This is a genomic window from Neobacillus rhizosphaerae (assembly GCF_050477885.1).
In the GTDB taxonomy this organism is placed as follows: Bacteria; Bacillota; Bacilli; order Bacillales; family Cytobacillaceae; genus Neobacillus; species Neobacillus rhizosphaerae_A.
This window is the reverse complement of the sequence record NZ_JBCNAC010000186.1, coordinates 1-14381: the sequence shown is the minus strand read 5'-3', so window position 1 is coordinate 14381 and position 14381 is coordinate 1. Positions and strand designations below refer to the sequence as shown.

Sequence of the window (14381 nt, the reverse complement as noted above, 5' to 3'; positions counted from 1 at the left end):
CAACGGGGGACTGTCCCCCACCTTCATAAAGACAGACACGCCAATTTTTTTACAGATGGTTAAATAATGCATCAGTGCTAGTAGAACGGAGCCTGTATTCATTCCTATAATCACTCCATTCATTCTCCAATCCTGTGAGGAACCGAGCCATAAGATGAGCCCAAAGGAGATGACAATCGCCCAAACGATGTGTATAAAGGCATCTTTAATCATATCAAGACCGATCATAAAGGCTTGCATGGGCATGATAAAAAAGTGAAATAAGAAATACGGCCAGAGTAATTGCAAAAATACAGCCGATGTATCTGATTTAAAAAATAATGATGTTAATTCAGGAGCAAAAAAATAAAAAATGGTTACTGCTGCGACTCCATAGACAAAAGTAAGCCTCATCACCTGTTGCAGCATTTTTTGTAGAGTAGGATAATCCTTTTGTGAATGGGTTTTTGACACGGCTGGAATTAGGACAATCATTAAAGAATGGGCAATAAAGGCCGGAAAAAAGCCGATCGATACAGCTACGCCCATTAACATCCCAAATTGTTCGGTTGCCTGTATATCAGACATTCCCGAGTATACCAATGCGGCCTTGATGATAAATGGTTGAATTGCTCCGGTGAAAGCAGAAAACAACCGAAGTCCTGTCGTAGGGACGGAAACGGCCATTAGATTCTTCCGTACCACTTTGCGATTGATGTTGGAAAAAGGCTGGCGCTTCAATTGTTGGAATTGAATAATAAACAAGTAGACTAAGTAAAGAAAGACAACAATTTCACTGCCAATCAAAGTACCAATAGCAATTAACAGTGATTCCTGTGAATCAAACTCAAACAAACGGAAGAGGAAAAACAATCCACCAAGTTGGATGACTTTTCTAATAAAGTTAGAGATCGCAATTCTCCCCATTTGCTGTTTACCCATAAAATACCCTCTGGCAACACTAGTAAACGCAATAACAGGAATAAGAATCATCACCAGCCACCGAATATAAGGATGATAGGCATTAAAGACTGGAATAAACGGAAGAACCGCCGCTGTTACCAAAAAAAGAATACTGGTAAACACAACTGTTATGGTAATCGCATGATGCAAAATATTTCGATGGTAGCGCTCTTCTCTTTCAGCAATAAACTTAGAAATGGATACCTGAAGTTCAAAGCTTGATAGTAAAACGATTAAAAAGATGGAAGGCAGGATGGACATATAAAGCCCTAACCCATGTGATCCCAGCTCTCGCGCTAGAATCATATTCACTAGTACTTCAATCCCTTCCCCTAAAAAGGCGGAAGCTGCCAAAAATAAGATCCCTCTATAGTAAATAGCCATACATCGACTCCCCTTTGACCCAATCTTACTTTTAATAACCTATGAGACAAGTTGTAAGATTAGTAGGAGAATTTTATTCGGTATACTAAGAAAAGCGGAAACGCCTTGAACAGCCCCAACAGGCAAATGTTCTTCGGCGGAAAAAGTCGGCCTTTTGACTTTTTTTGCCGAAGGTTATTTGACCCGAGGGGCTATGCGTTGCAGCTAGACACGAAAAAAAAAGGGCGTATGAGCGCCCTTTTAAACTTCTGCAGAAACCATCTGTTTTCCTTCTCTTTTTTTCATAAAAAACACGATAAACATAATGACAATAAGTAAAAATACTTGAGATAGTATGGTTTCCCAGGTTGGATAAAGTCCAATCCAATCCACAAATGGGAATCCTTCCACCGTACTGGTTGGAATCACATTAGATATTTGCAAGGCATGAATACTGATACCAAGTATTTTAAATGCCAAGAAGTAAATTAAAATCGTGGCCGTTTTAAAGAAAAGTCGAATAGGAATCTTGACACTGTACTTAATGATAACAAAGCCGACAATGATTAATATGACGATTGCTAACAAGACCCCGCTTACGAGCTGAATTAAGCTAATATAAGGGGTAATTCCTGTATAGAAGATAATCGTCTCTGCGCCTTCACGAAAGACGGATAGAAAACTTATGAAAGAAAATGAGAGAAGACTTCCTTTTGCGATGGCCTGATGCATTTGTTGATTGATGTACTTGTTCCAATTTCCAATACTCGATTTATCGTGGAGCCAAGCCCCCACTGTCAGCATCATCACTACAGCAACCACACCGGTTAATCCCTCAATATATTCCCTGCTTGATGCAGCGACGATTTGTGAAAAGACGATGTTGATGATAATCGCTAAAACCGCACTAGCTATAATCCCTGCAATAACCCCAGACCAAATCCATTTCTGTTTTGAAGATTGCCCCAGCTTTTTCAAAAAGGCAATTAACGTCGCGACAACGAGTAACCCCTCTAAACCTTCACGTAAAAGAATCAGGGCTGCATCCCATAATGTGTAATTCGTTTTACTAAGTAAAGGGGCAAGGCGGTCACTGATTTCCTTAATAATGTCAGAAGCTTTTTGAACCTTCACTTTTTCAGAATTTAACAGACTAATTGCCGTAGGGATTTTCGTCTCGATATCACTATACAACCCACTGTCCCTCGTCTGAACATCGCCTTCTACCATTGGCCAAATACTTAGAATCTCATTCAGCTGAGAACTCGCACCTTTGTAATCTTTTTGAGAAAGCTGCTTTTCAGCCTTATCCAACAAAGTAGCTACGTCAGTTAGCGAAGTGTCACCCTGGAGTTCCTTTGAAGTCTTTCCAGCTAAAAAGTTCTCCACTTCTTTCGTTAACTGTTCAAGGTTTTCCTTAGCTTTTTCCAGGTCGGCAGGCTCTTGTGTAATCGCGATTCGTAAGAGAGCCATGTATTTTTCAATATTCCCGTATGCGGCAATACTTTCATCATGAACGAGTTTTTCCGAAGCCGTCCACTGGTTTAATATTTTTTGGTATTGACCTTTTAAATTAGCAGTCTCTCCTTTTTCAATAGAACTTTGCATAATGCTAATAAGTGGGAGTAATTGCTTTACCTGCTCTTTTGCTTTTTCTTTATCCTGTGGATTTTGTTCTTGGTCATACAAAACAACGGCACTTGAAAGAGACGAAAGGCTTTTGGCAAGTGTCTCATTATCTACATTGCCTTTGGCTAATAAGCTTTGAACCTCTTTCAATTCTTGGTTCACCTTTTTAGCCTGCTTACTATCTGCCTTCTTCATTCCCTTCCAATCTGCTGCAAATTGTTCCATATTACTAGAAACAACAGCTAACTCTCCATCCTTTGCCTTCATTAAACTATCTCCGATTAGCACGAAAAGCTCATCATGCTCCTCTGCAGCTGACACCGGTTGAATGGTTTGAAATAATATAAAAAGGATCGTTAATAATAACAAAGGCTTTATAGTAAATCGGTGCATACGTCTCTCTCCCTTAAAAAGGAAAAACACTAGTTAAATAGTGTCTCCCCTATAAAACTTCCCTTTTTGACTCCTGGCAAACAGGCAAAAATCGCACTGCCTCGGTGGGATGTATATTCGTTTAATTTATCCATTTTAGCTAGTCTCTGTTGGATAGGGATAAATTGCTTACTTGGCTTTCGCTGAAAACCTAGGAACAACAATCCCGCATCAAAACTACCAGTTTTCTTATCCATTCCATCTGAATACGAATAGGCTCTGCGAAGAATTTGCTGTGATCCATCTCCATGCGATAACCGTACATGTGAATCTGCCGGGATGGATTTTAGATCTACCTTATCAAATTCATTTTTTTTTCCAAATGGGGCGCCACTCACACGATGTCGTCCAAATGTATTTTCCTGTTCCTTTAAGTTGGTTCGGTCCCAAACCTCGATAAACATTTGAATTCGTCTGACAACAAGATAGCTGCCATCCACCAGCCAATCAGGGCCATCACCTGGCTGAACCCATAACTGCTCGTTCATTACCGTTTTATCATTTACATCAGGGTTAATGGTGCCATCTTTAAAGCCAAATAAATTCCTCGGTGTTTCATTTTTGGCATCTGCTTGTTTCGTACGTTGGAACCCCGTTTGCGCCCATCGTAATGTTGCTTTTCCTCTCGCTATCCGAATGAGGTTTCTTACCGCATGGAATGCTACCTGCAAATCATCCGCACAAGCTTGGATACACAAATCTCCGCCAGTCCATTCTTCTTCTAAGGCATCTAACGGAAATTTTGGGAGATCCACTAATTCTTTAGGCTGCTTATGTTTCAACCCAAGCCGGTCTTTTTGAAAAAGAGAAGGACCAACGCCGAAGGTAATGGTTAAGTTTGATGCTGACAGCCCAGCTGCCTCCCCCGTATCTTGTGGCGGGAGAAATTCATTCCCTGTGAGTTCTCCGATGGCCTTTCCTTCTGTCATCAAAGCCGCCGCTTTTGTCCAGTCCTTAAACATTTTAACTAACTCTTCTCTTTTCGTAGTGGTCACATCCAAGGAAACAAAATACACATGGTTTTGTGTTTTTGTAGTTATTCCACTTTGATGCTTTCCGTAAAACGGTACAACATCCTTATTTGTCCCCTTACTTGCTGCCTTGCTTTCTTGGATGGAAAGGATCCCGCCAAGACCAGAGGCACCGAGAATCACTCCTACCCCGCCGATACCTGCCGTTTTAAGGATATCGCGTCTCGAAACCTTTTTTTCATTTAATGTCTCTAAGCTGTTAGTAATATTCGTTGTCAATTAAGACGCCTCCGTTACCATTCCTATTTGAGAAAGCGGTTCTGCAAGTGCATCGATGGCCTGGCTCAGTTCCTTCACTTGCGCTTCTGTTAATTCCGTATAAAGTTTGTAGCCTTCACCGTTTTTATGCTGATTCAGTAACGCATACACATCATCAAAACGGGCTTGAATCTCTTTTGATACTTCCTCATTTTTTTCCTTTAAGGCCGGTTGAAGAAGCTGATAGATTTTTTCTGCGCCCTCTACGTTCGCAGCAAAATCATATAGATCGGTATGAGAGTATCGGTCTTCCTCCCCGGTTACTTTTGAAGTGGAAACCTCATTTAAAAGATCGACGGCTCCTGTAATTAACAGATCAGGTGTCACCTCTACGGTATCCACCTTCGCACGCAACAGATTAACATCTTTCATCAGTTGATCGGCGATTTGTTCATATCCTTTTGTTGTGTTGTCGATCCATAAACCTTTTTCAAGTTTATGATAGCCACCCCATTCCGCTTCCGGTACGTCCCCTTCACGTGCATCGATTTTAGGATCGAGATCCCCAAATACCTCTGCAATCGGTTCAGCACGTTCATAGTGCATCCGTGCTGGGGCATATAGTTGCTTCGCTTTTTCTACTTCTCCATTTTTAACGGCAGTAGTGAAGGCTTCCGTTGCCTTAACAAATTCCTCAATTTCACCGATCGCGTATTCACGGTACTCCTTTGAAACACCTTCAAGAGCAACTGATGGTTGATTTTTTGTTTCTTTTACTTTTTCCGTTGTTGTTGTCTTCTCTGTATTTGAGCATCCGAATAGAAGACTGCTAGATAATAATAACGTTCCTGATACTTTTAGTAGTTTCATATGTAAAAATCCTCCCGCTAAATGATAATGATTTTCATTATTAATATAATAACAGTAATTGAGAAGAATTTTCAATTACTTTTTTTAATTAAATAAAAAAACTATCCTGTTACGGATAGTTTCTAGTTTTTATTTGATTAAAGAATGCTTAAACGCATATATCACTGCTTGGGTTCGGTCTTGTACATTTAATTTACTCAGGATATTGCTGACATGGGTTTTAACGGTCTTTAATGCGATGAACAGTTCATCGGCAATATCCTGGTTGGCTTTTCCTTCTGCCATTAGCAGCAGGATTTCTAATTCCCGGCTGGTCAGATCTTCATGTGGCAGATGAGTATGTTTCTGGCGCATCTTCACCATCATTTTTCCCGTCACTTCCGGCTCCAGTACGGATTGACCATGGTATGTAGCACGAACAGCATTGGCAATTTCGCCCGCTTTAGAGGTCTTCAGCATATAGCTGGTTGCTCCCGCCTCCAGGGCTGGATACACCTTTTCATCATCCAGAAAGCTTGTCACGATAATAACCTTCGCTTCAGGCCACTGTTCGATGATTTGCCTTGTTGCCTCTATCCCGTCCATTTCCTTCATAACCAAATCCATTAAAATGATATCAGGGCGCAGTTCAAGTGCAAGCTCAACCCCTTTTTGTCCATCATCCGCTTCACCTACCACTTCAATGTCAGGTTGCGCGGATAAATAGGAGGAAACCCCAATTCTTACCATTTCATGATCATCAACAAACAAAACTCTAATCATTCGCACCATCCCCATTTACCATCACCGGAATTTTCACTTCCAGCCTTGTCCCTTTATTTTTGACACTAATGACTTTTAGCGTACCGCCTACTTCAAGCGCCCGTTCATGCATATTTTGCATTCCGTACGAACCAGCCTTCATTTCGTTTACCTCAAAACCAATTCCATCATCTACAATCCTAAGAATAGCAAAATCATCTCGTTTGACCAGCAACACCTCTAAACCGCTCGCTTTCGAGTGTCTCAATGTGTTCGAAATGGATTCCTGTAGAATCCTGAAAAGATGGTCTTCTACACCTTTATCTAACGGAAAATCTTCTACTTTCCAATTAATATCCATTATTACCTTTTGAGATAATTCGATTAACAACTCTTCCATTCCTTCTTGCAGCGTTTTATTCTTTAAGGCAACAGGACGCAAATGAAGAAGGAGAGCACGCATTTCAAGCTGGGATTGATGAATCATCTCTTCTACCAATTTCAATTGCTTTGCTTCGCGGTCATTTTCGGACTCTTGTTTTGTTTCATTAATTGCGGACATCATCATTGATGCGGCAAAAAGTTGCTGACTGACCGAATCATGTAATTCACGAGCAAGACGGTTCCTTTCCTGCTCAATAATTTCTTGAATTCTTGCTTCCTGATCTTCTACTTTTTCAGTAGCTAACCGTTGGGACAGCTTTACTTGCTCTGACATTTGTTTACCAATTTTGTCAATCCGCTCGGCAATGGTTTGCATTTCTGCAATCGCAGGCTTTCCTTCTGCCTCCGCTGCTCTTCCCTGCTCTAATTGATGAAGAGAATGATCAATAGCAAGAAACTGTTTCCGCCAAAACAAACCAGAAACCCCACCCAAGAGAATCCCAATCACAATGCTGAAAGCAGGAATGAAAATAACGAATGGAATATCCATAAAATGCCGTTCCCACAATTCGGACCAGCTGTTTAATGGAAACACAATGGTAAAAATCGCTGCAACAATAAGGGCCATGAGGAACGAGCAAGCGACACTCCAGACAATCTGGCGCTGGGTTGTACTCATATCCGGCTCACCTCTAAATTCCCAACAATAAGCGAGGTAAAGATTTTCACCTTTTGCTCTGACTCCTCATAACCAGGAGTTTTTAATTGAAAAACTTGATTAAATATCTTAGGTTCATGGTTTCCAAACACCGTTGTTGAACCTACCACACAGGAGTGGTTAATGTATACATCTATTTCATAGGGAACATGGATGTGAATATTGCCGATCAGGTTTCGAATGAAAATCACTGTTTCCCCTTTTGGCAGCATCGTGTAACTGAGGTCAATAACTGTATCCCCTATTCCCGTCTGGATGTTAATATCCTTCCATTCATACACGCCCGTCGGTGTCTTCTGCTGACCTAAGAACAAATTTTCAAACAGTGGTTCTACTTTTATGACTGTCTCTTCCTGCGTTGAGGTTTCAGGTGTCTGAATATCCAGTGGAATTTTCTTAGGATTCTTTTTAGATTGTAGGTATTGAATAAAAAAGTGAAGTAATATCGCTAATAGTAAAAATCGAAAGGTCATCATATTGAAAACACTAATAACAAAGATGACAATTCCCGCTATAGTAAGGATTTTTCCTTTTTTTCTCCCGGCCTTCCTTCGACCTAAATAAATAAACACACTAGCGATAAAAAGGGAGAAAATCAGCCCTTTGTTGAAAAATAAAATCTCCAACAACAAAATGACCACACCGATGATCACCAGCCATCCTAAATAATCATTTTTTGTATGTTTAAACATCGGCTCACCCTCCCTTTTTACCTTATGTATATATTGACTTTTTTTATGGGGTAAAAGGCGTAGAAACCTACGCCTTCTTTAGAATACCATATTTGTTATTAAATGGACTTGCTTTCTTCTAATTTCATTTCTTTTTCCAGTTGAGCGATTCTTGCATCAATGGTATTGCGGTAGTAAGAGCTGTTGACTTGGTGCTCTAACCGATCGAGATAGTTCTCGATATCTTTGAATTTTGAAAAAGCCGCATCGGAATACGTATTTGAATCAAGCACTTTGTTGATTCGGAGATTGGCGCGAGTAACGTTTTCGCGTCCCATTAATTCCATTCTGCGAAGATGCATATCTTTGAGCTTGTGCTTCATCTCTTCATATTTTCTTTCTAAATCCGAAAGCTGTTCTTTTACTTGTTCAAGAGAGGCGCTTAGACGGCTGGCGCGTTCTGCATATTGTTGATGTTCTGCAGCAGCAAATTGATATAGTTCCGTTTCTCCCACTTTTGAAGCAACTTCCGCTTGGTGCTTTCTTTTTTCTGCTAATTCCATAGCTTGATGATATTCTCTTGTAAATTCATCCTTTAGTGTATTTTGGCGTTCTAACAGTTTTCTTACCTTTTCTGTTTCTTGCTCGGATTGACGAAGGTATTGATTCAGTAAGGCAATTGGGTTATGCTTTTCCTTTTTGTCTAGAGCATCGTGTAAATCAGCAGTAATCGTGTTTTTGATTCTTGTGAATAAGTTTGTCATTTTTATTCTCTCCTTTAAATTTTGGTTCTGTTATACTTGCCTGTTGATTTCCGCTCCAGGCACTTCGCTTTCCGTGGGTGTTTCGGCGAGCCTCCTCGGCGCCTGCGGGGTCTCCCCTGAACCATACTCCCACAGGAGTCTTCGTGCCTTCCGCTCCAATCAACAGGGTGTAAAAATCAACATTGTTCTTTAACACAGCCTAAATTTTAATAATTTTTTAGTTCGTTCCACTGTTTTTCAAAATTGGCGAATGGATCTGCTTCTTCTTTTTTTATGCTATGCTTGTTCTCGTTCCATTTTTTATAGACGAGGTAAAGCACATAGGCTGCGCCTACTCCAATGATGGCTGGTGCGTTGTGAAGCGAAGCCACTAGGACGATGAGACCGATGATGCCAAGCCCAATTTTTCCTCCTGTAGATTCAGCCTTTAAAAATTGTTTGAATATGAAGTAGAGAAGCACCAAGCTAACAAGTAACCCCACCATTGGACCGATTGTTGAAAGTAAGATGATAGCTGCTATCCCTCCAGCTACCAATAACCCGAATTTTTTCATTTTGTTTCACTCCTTTTCTTTTCTTGATTTCATCTTACCTTTTTTCTTTTATTCTCATAATTGCGCCTGAGCTTGATTTTCATATCAGTCTCAAGACGTAGAAAGGGTCAGCCCCTTAAGCAAAATGCTTAAGAGACTGACCCTTTTTTCAAATATTTTGAAACTTATTTTGAGATAAACATTTGCACCCAATAGTAGCCGTAGGAGCCGCCTTTAGCATAGCCCACGCCGATACGGGTGTTTGAGCTCAAGATGTTAGCACGGTGTCCTGAACTGTTCATCCAAGACTGTACCACTGATGCAGGTGTCGTTTGACCGGCAGCAATATTTTCAGCAGCCGAACGATAGGAAATTCCAAAGTTCTTCATCATATCAAATGGGCTTCCATAGGTTGGGCTCGTATGGCTGAAATAGTTTTTATCGCGCATATCGTTTGCCTTATAGCGAGCAACCCTTGATAGCTCCCAATCTGCCGTCATTGCCGGTAATCCATTTTTGGCACGCTCTTGATTGGTTAATTGAATGACTTGATTTTCTACACTCTTAATTGCATCAAAGTTAGGGATGGTCACCTTTTGACCAGGATAAATCAGGTTAGGATTTTTAAACTGCGGGTTGGCCGCAATTAACTCTGAGATTCCAACCTGATACCTAACAGCGATTTTCCAAAGCGAGTCTCCTGGCTGAACAGTGTAATATTGCTGAGCAAATGAAACGCTAGGAATACAGAAAAGAGATAGTAAGAACAACAAACTAATCCAAAAAGATTTTTTCATTTTTTCGCCTCCTCCGAATATATATTTTTGATTTCAGGCTCAAAATATACAAGGAACTGAAAAAATATCATTTTGCCTGTTACAAATTGATTTTTGGAGGATGGAGATTTGAGGGAGATTTCATGGATGACCTATATTATGTTAATTTTAGCGAGCTACCGCTTAACACATTTAATTGTCTTTGATAAGATTACCGAATTTATTCGCAGACCGTTTGTCAAAAAGGTGAAGGTAGAAACGCAGGATGGTACAGAAACAAAGGAAGTTCCCACTTCCATGTTTGGTTATCTATTGAAATGCTATTGGTGTGCGGGCGTTTGGAGTGCCATATTACTTGGCGGCGCCTATTTGCTGTTTCCTAGAGTGGCCTTTGTGGTTATTCTAATCTTTTCAATTGCCGGCGGTCAGTCTATCATTGAAACCTTCGTCGGTGTTAATATTAAGAAGGTTGATTACTATTCAAATTTAAAGAAAAAGGACTAAATAAAAGCTTTGAAACATTGGTAAAATTTATCCCCCCTGAGCATATATTTTAGAAAAGTGGCTGGCTTAAAAGGAGCACGATTCCTCCTTTTAAGCCAGCTTCAATAAAAAAGGGGGATTTTCAATGGCTGTTTGGTGGGTCACAACCATCGGTTTAGTCCTTTGTCTTGGTTTTGTAGGTGGTACACTCTTTCATTTCCTACTAGGAGCACTCGATTCAGAGGATTCTACCCGAATTGATAAAATTAACTCAGATGAGGAGCCCCTTTAATTAGGTTTAATCTAGAATAAGCTATGTATTAAGGAATTCCTTATAATATTTGAACTCATACACTGTCTTTCGAACCTTGAGTAACTCAGGGTTCTTTTTACGTTCAAGAAAAATAAATTTTGCGTTTACTACATGATTTTTTTAGTTTAGGAAAAATTATACATGTGATTATTACGAGCTGGAGGAATACATATGAGTTCATCTGAAAATACACCCAAATTCCCGAAAACCTTTTGGCGTGAAATTGAATTTCCCTCTTATCCCAAATTAACTGAAGACCTCTCTGTGGATGTAGCGATTGTAGGTGCCGGAATTACCGGTGTTACGGCAGCCTATTTATTATCCAAGGAAGGATTAAAGGTTGCCCTTATAGAGGCAGGGAGTGTCTTAAATGGAACAACCGGCCACACTACTGCAAAATTAACAGCACAGCATGGGCTGATTTATGATGAATTGATCAATCATTTTGGAAAAGAAAAGGCAAGACTTTATTTTGAATCACAAATGGATGCCATTCAGTTTGTCGAAAGTACGGTAAAGGAAAAGGGAATTGATTGTGATTTTAGTAAAGAAGATGCCTATATTTATGCAGTGACAGATGAGTATTCAGAAAAGCTGAAAACTGAATGGGAAGCTTATAAAAGTCTTGACATTGATGGTGCTTTGAAAGACTCTATTCCCTTTAATATTCAAACAACAGCAGCCCTAATGATGAGTTATCAAGCCCAGTATCACCCACTTAAATTCCTAAAAGCATTGCTAGAAGAAGCCGTAAAGGCAGGCTGCTTGGTCTTTGAGAACACAACGGCTGAGGATATCGAGGACGATTATTCTGAACCTAAGGTGGTAACGAAGGATGGGCAAAGAGTAAGCTGTAAACAAGTAATTATCGCTTCTCATTTTCCTTTTTATGATAAGCATGGGCTTTATTTTGCTAGGATGTATGCCGACCGTTCTTATGCTATTGGCCTGAAGACGGACAAAGAATATCCAGGTGGGATGTATATCAGTGCAGACAGTCCATCCCGTTCAATTCGGTATACACCTTATAACGGGGAGAAATTATTAATCATCGGTGGTGAAAACCACAAAACGGGGCAAGGCGTCGATACATTAAAGCATTATGAAGCACTTGAAGCATTCGCTGAAGAGGTATTTGGGATTAAGGAGTATGAATATAGGTGGTCTGCTCAGGATTTAGTGACCCTTGATAAGTTGCCATATATCGGGGAAATTACATCCGGGCGTGAACATATATTAGTTGCTACCGGTTATAAAAAGTGGGGTATGACGACGGGAATTCTTGCCGGTCATTTATTAACTGATTATGTCATGCAACGCGGCAATCCATACCAAGAGCTGTACTCCCCTTCACGCTTTCAGGCGGATCCAGATTTATCAAGTGCCCTCACAACGAATGCTGATGTTGCTAAACATCTATTGAAGGGTAAGCTTGAAATTGTTGAGAAGGTTACAGATGATCTTCATGATGGTGAAGGTGCTGTTGTTATGTATAAAGGAAAAAGAGCAGGTGCCTATAAGGATAAGAACGGTAAGCTTTATATTGTGGATACCACTTGTACTCATTTAGGGTGTGAATGTGAATGGAATCATGCTGAAAAATCATGGGATTGCCCATGCCATGGTTCACGTTTTTCGTATGCCGGCGATGTAATCGAAGGCCCAGCAAGAAAACCACTGGATTTGCTTGAAAAAGGATAATAAATACACAAATAAGTAAAGGCTGACTCTAAGTTTAAGGAGTCAGCCTTATCATTTATTTACTATTCGGACGGTTGTGTTTGATCGCTTCGCCGGTTGTAAACTCAACCAGCTCCTCGCTCATTACCATTGGCTTTTTACGATTGTTATTACGTTGTGCATTCTGATTTCCCAGTTTCTGTCTACCCACACTTACCAGCTCCTTTTCGAGAAATAAGAAATACAATGATAGTATGGGTGAAAACAAATCAGCTTATTCTTATTTAAGGACAGGTGCTTTTCTACATTTTGTCAACTGTTCATAAGCATAGGCTACCTCAATTAACAATGGCTCACTATACGCCGTTCCTGCAAACGTAATGCCTACAGGTTCCCCTGCATCTGTAAATCCAGCTGGAACAGCAATCGATGGGTATCCCGCCTTCGCACTAATATGTGACCCTTCTTCACTAGGAAAAATAATGACATCCAACTCATATTTTTCTAAAGCATAATCAATCCCTTGCTTCGTTGAATGATAAAGATCAAACTCCAATGCATCGAAATAAGCACCCTCTGTTAGCGAACCGCTCGTGCTTTCTGATTCCAACAATACCTCTTGCCCATACTTAAGCATTTTTTCCTCATATTTCTCATTAAACTCAATCAGGTCAGCAAGTGATCGAATACCAACTGAAGGGTGCAACTGATTCAAATAGGCATTTAAATCTGGCTTAAACTCATAGGTTAACACATCGTACTTCCACTCCGCTTTTGCAGAAGGAATCTCAATATTTTCAACGATTTCTGCTCCTGAGCCTTTCAACACTTCTAAAGCTGAAGCCACAACCGCTTGCTTCTCTTTACTTAAAAGCTCCATGAATCCATCGAGTGCAATGCCGATTCTTTTTCCATTAAGTCCTTCTTTTAAAAGAAACTCGGTAAAGTCAAAGTGATTAAACGGATTTGTTGTCGTAATTGGATCTTGTTCGTCCTTTCCACACAAGGCATTTAGCAGAATAGCTGCATCTTGCACCGTCCTAGCCATTGGACCTGCGGTATCCTGTGTATGCGCAATCGGAATGATCCCTCTTCTACTTATTAATCCCACCGTTGGCTTGATGCCTATAAGAGAGTTTTGACATGATGGGTTCAAAATTGAACCAGATGTTTCCGTACCTACAGCAGCGGCTGCAAAATTAGCCGCTATTGCCGCTCCTGAACCAGCACTAGAGCCACCGACATCGAATGTTCCCGGTCCATATGGATTGAGTACCTGACCGCCTCTAGAACTATAGCCGCTTTTCATTCCATTTGCCATGAAATTAGCCCACTCGGTCATATTCGTTTTTCCAAGAATAACTGCTCCAGCTTTTCGTAACTGCTCTGCGACAAAAGAATCCTTTAAGGCAATCGAATCCTTTAAAGCTAGAGAGCCCGCGCTTGTATGCATTTTGTCGTGAGTATCAATATTATCTTTAATTAAAATTGGTACTCCATGCAATTGGCTACGTGGTCCTTTTTCCCTTCTCTCCGCATCTAACGCTTCTGCAATTTGCAAGGCATCCGGATTAATTTCAAGGATAGAATGTAGCTTTTGGTCAAAAATCGAAATTCTATGTAAGTACATGAGAACCAGTTCTTTTGATGTAAGCTCACCGCTATCCAACTTCTCTTGGATTTCACTGATGGTTACTTCCTCAAGCCACTCATCATGCATTTGTTTTAATTTTACGTTTTCCATTGTCTTCCCTCCAATTCTTTTACAATTCAAGATAAAAAGTCTAAATCCTTTTTTAGAGGAAAAAAAAAGCAGTGGATTCCGGTCCACCGCTTTTTTGGGGACAGTCCCC

General features: G+C 40.4%; 15 protein-coding genes. 3 read left to right on the top strand and 12 right to left on the bottom strand.

From position 1 onward, the window contains the following. From ABES03_RS24590 to safA, 10 genes are all read right to left on the bottom strand, one after another. A partial coding sequence (locus ABES03_RS24590) for a polysaccharide biosynthesis protein (RefSeq protein WP_430121664.1) occupies positions 1-1326 on the bottom strand: 1326 nt, incomplete at its 3' end. 240 nt (positions 1327-1566) lie between these two features. Further along, positions 1567-3327 carry an FTR1 family protein gene (locus ABES03_RS24585; protein ID WP_430121662.1) on the bottom strand — a complete coding sequence of 587 codons (1761 nt, stop codon included), beginning with the start codon at positions 3325-3327 and terminating at the stop codon, positions 1567-1569. Between the two features lie 29 nt (positions 3328-3356). Then, the gene (gene efeB, locus ABES03_RS24580) at positions 3357-4616 is read right to left on the bottom strand and encodes an iron uptake transporter deferrochelatase/peroxidase subunit (protein WP_430121660.1); all 1260 of its coding nucleotides are present in this window, start codon (positions 4614-4616) and stop codon (positions 3357-3359) included. Then, the gene (efeO, locus tag ABES03_RS24575; RefSeq protein WP_430121658.1) at positions 4617-5465 is read right to left on the bottom strand and encodes an iron uptake system protein EfeO; all 849 of its coding nucleotides are present in this window, start codon (positions 5463-5465) and stop codon (positions 4617-4619) included. A 129-nt stretch (positions 5466-5594) separates the two neighbouring features. Then, complete coding sequence (locus ABES03_RS24570; RefSeq protein WP_430121656.1) at positions 5595-6227, bottom strand: response regulator; 633 nt, start codon at positions 6225-6227, stop codon at positions 5595-5597. Further along, on the bottom strand, positions 6220-7269 hold the full coding sequence (locus ABES03_RS24565) for a sensor histidine kinase (RefSeq protein WP_430121654.1): 1050 nt from the start codon (positions 7267-7269) through the stop codon (positions 6220-6222). The genes ABES03_RS24570 and ABES03_RS24565 overlap by 8 nt, the downstream gene beginning before the upstream one ends. Then, entirely contained in the window at positions 7266-8000 is a 735-nt protein-coding gene (gene liaF / locus ABES03_RS24560) for a cell wall-active antibiotics response protein LiaF (protein WP_430121652.1), read from the bottom strand. The genes ABES03_RS24565 and liaF overlap by 4 nt, the downstream gene beginning before the upstream one ends. Before the next feature lie 98 nt (positions 8001-8098). Continuing rightward, positions 8099-8743 carry a PspA/IM30 family protein gene (locus ABES03_RS24555; protein WP_430121650.1) on the bottom strand — a complete coding sequence of 215 codons (645 nt, stop codon included), beginning with the start codon at positions 8741-8743 and terminating at the stop codon, positions 8099-8101. 206 nt (positions 8744-8949) lie between these two features. Continuing rightward, positions 8950-9297 (bottom strand): flagellar basal body rod protein, encoded by a 348-nt coding sequence (locus ABES03_RS24550; protein WP_430121648.1) that lies wholly within the window; start codon positions 9295-9297, stop codon positions 8950-8952. A 164-nt stretch (positions 9298-9461) separates the two neighbouring features. Beyond that, positions 9462-10073: a SafA/ExsA family spore coat assembly protein gene (gene safA, locus ABES03_RS24545; RefSeq protein ID WP_335547293.1), complete on the bottom strand. Its 612-nt coding sequence runs from the start codon at positions 10071-10073 to the stop codon at positions 9462-9464. Positions 10074-10181: 108 nt separating this feature from the next. On the opposite strand from safA, the gene ABES03_RS24540 reads away from it, so the two are divergent. The 3 genes from ABES03_RS24540 to ABES03_RS24530 all read left to right on the top strand — a co-directional run bounded on the left by ABES03_RS24540 (position 10182) and on the right by ABES03_RS24530 (position 12549). Then, positions 10182-10556: a DUF1360 domain-containing protein gene (locus tag ABES03_RS24540; RefSeq protein ID WP_430121646.1), complete on the top strand. Its 375-nt coding sequence runs from the start codon at positions 10182-10184 to the stop codon at positions 10554-10556. A gap of 124 nt (positions 10557-10680) precedes the next feature. Beyond that, positions 10681-10827 (top strand): hypothetical protein, encoded by a 147-nt coding sequence (locus ABES03_RS24535; RefSeq protein ID WP_430121644.1) that lies wholly within the window; start codon positions 10681-10683, stop codon positions 10825-10827. 192 nt (positions 10828-11019) lie between these two features. Further along, complete coding sequence (locus ABES03_RS24530; RefSeq protein ID WP_430121642.1) at positions 11020-12549, top strand: FAD-dependent oxidoreductase; 1530 nt, start codon at positions 11020-11022, stop codon at positions 12547-12549. Positions 12550-12604: 55 nt separating this feature from the next. Here ABES03_RS24530 and ABES03_RS24525 read toward each other — a convergent pair whose 3' ends face one another. Together ABES03_RS24525 and ABES03_RS24520 are read right to left on the bottom strand one after the other, a co-directional pair. After that, positions 12605-12739, bottom strand: a complete 135-nt coding sequence (locus ABES03_RS24525) for a hypothetical protein (RefSeq protein WP_307289961.1) — start codon at positions 12737-12739, stop codon at positions 12605-12607. Positions 12740-12808: 69 nt separating this feature from the next. Next, on the bottom strand, positions 12809-14272 hold the full coding sequence (locus ABES03_RS24520) for an amidase family protein (RefSeq protein ID WP_430121640.1): 1464 nt from the start codon (positions 14270-14272) through the stop codon (positions 12809-12811). Positions 14273-14381: the final 109 nt, after the last annotated feature.

Bases quoted from the DNA above. Each gene is read 5' to 3' on its own strand.
- ABES03_RS24585 (WP_430121662.1), bottom strand. From the start codon at position 3,327: ATGCACCGATTTACTATAAAGCCTTTGTTATTATTAACGATCCTTTTT.
- efeO (WP_430121658.1), bottom strand. From the start codon at position 5,465: ATGAAACTACTAAAAGTATCAGGAACGTTATTATTATCTAGCAGTCTT.
- ABES03_RS24570 (WP_430121656.1), bottom strand. From the start codon at position 6,227: ATGATTAGAGTTTTGTTTGTTGATGATCATGAAATGGTAAGAATTGGG.
- ABES03_RS24565 (WP_430121654.1), bottom strand. From the start codon at position 7,269: ATGAGTACAACCCAGCGCCAGATTGTCTGGAGTGTCGCTTGCTCGTTC.
- liaF (WP_430121652.1), bottom strand. From the start codon at position 8,000: ATGTTTAAACATACAAAAAATGATTATTTAGGATGGCTGGTGATCATC.
- ABES03_RS24555 (WP_430121650.1), bottom strand. From the start codon at position 8,743: ATGACAAACTTATTCACAAGAATCAAAAACACGATTACTGCTGATTTA.
- ABES03_RS24550 (WP_430121648.1), bottom strand. From the start codon at position 9,297: ATGAAAAAATTCGGGTTATTGGTAGCTGGAGGGATAGCAGCTATCATC.
- safA (WP_335547293.1), bottom strand. From the start codon at position 10,073: ATGAAAAAATCTTTTTGGATTAGTTTGTTGTTCTTACTATCTCTTTTC.
- ABES03_RS24535 (WP_430121644.1), top strand. From the start codon at position 10,681: ATGGCTGTTTGGTGGGTCACAACCATCGGTTTAGTCCTTTGTCTTGGT.
- ABES03_RS24530 (WP_430121642.1), top strand. From the start codon at position 11,020: ATGAGTTCATCTGAAAATACACCCAAATTCCCGAAAACCTTTTGGCGT.
- ABES03_RS24520 (WP_430121640.1), bottom strand. From the start codon at position 14,272: ATGGAAAACGTAAAATTAAAACAAATGCATGATGAGTGGCTTGAGGAA.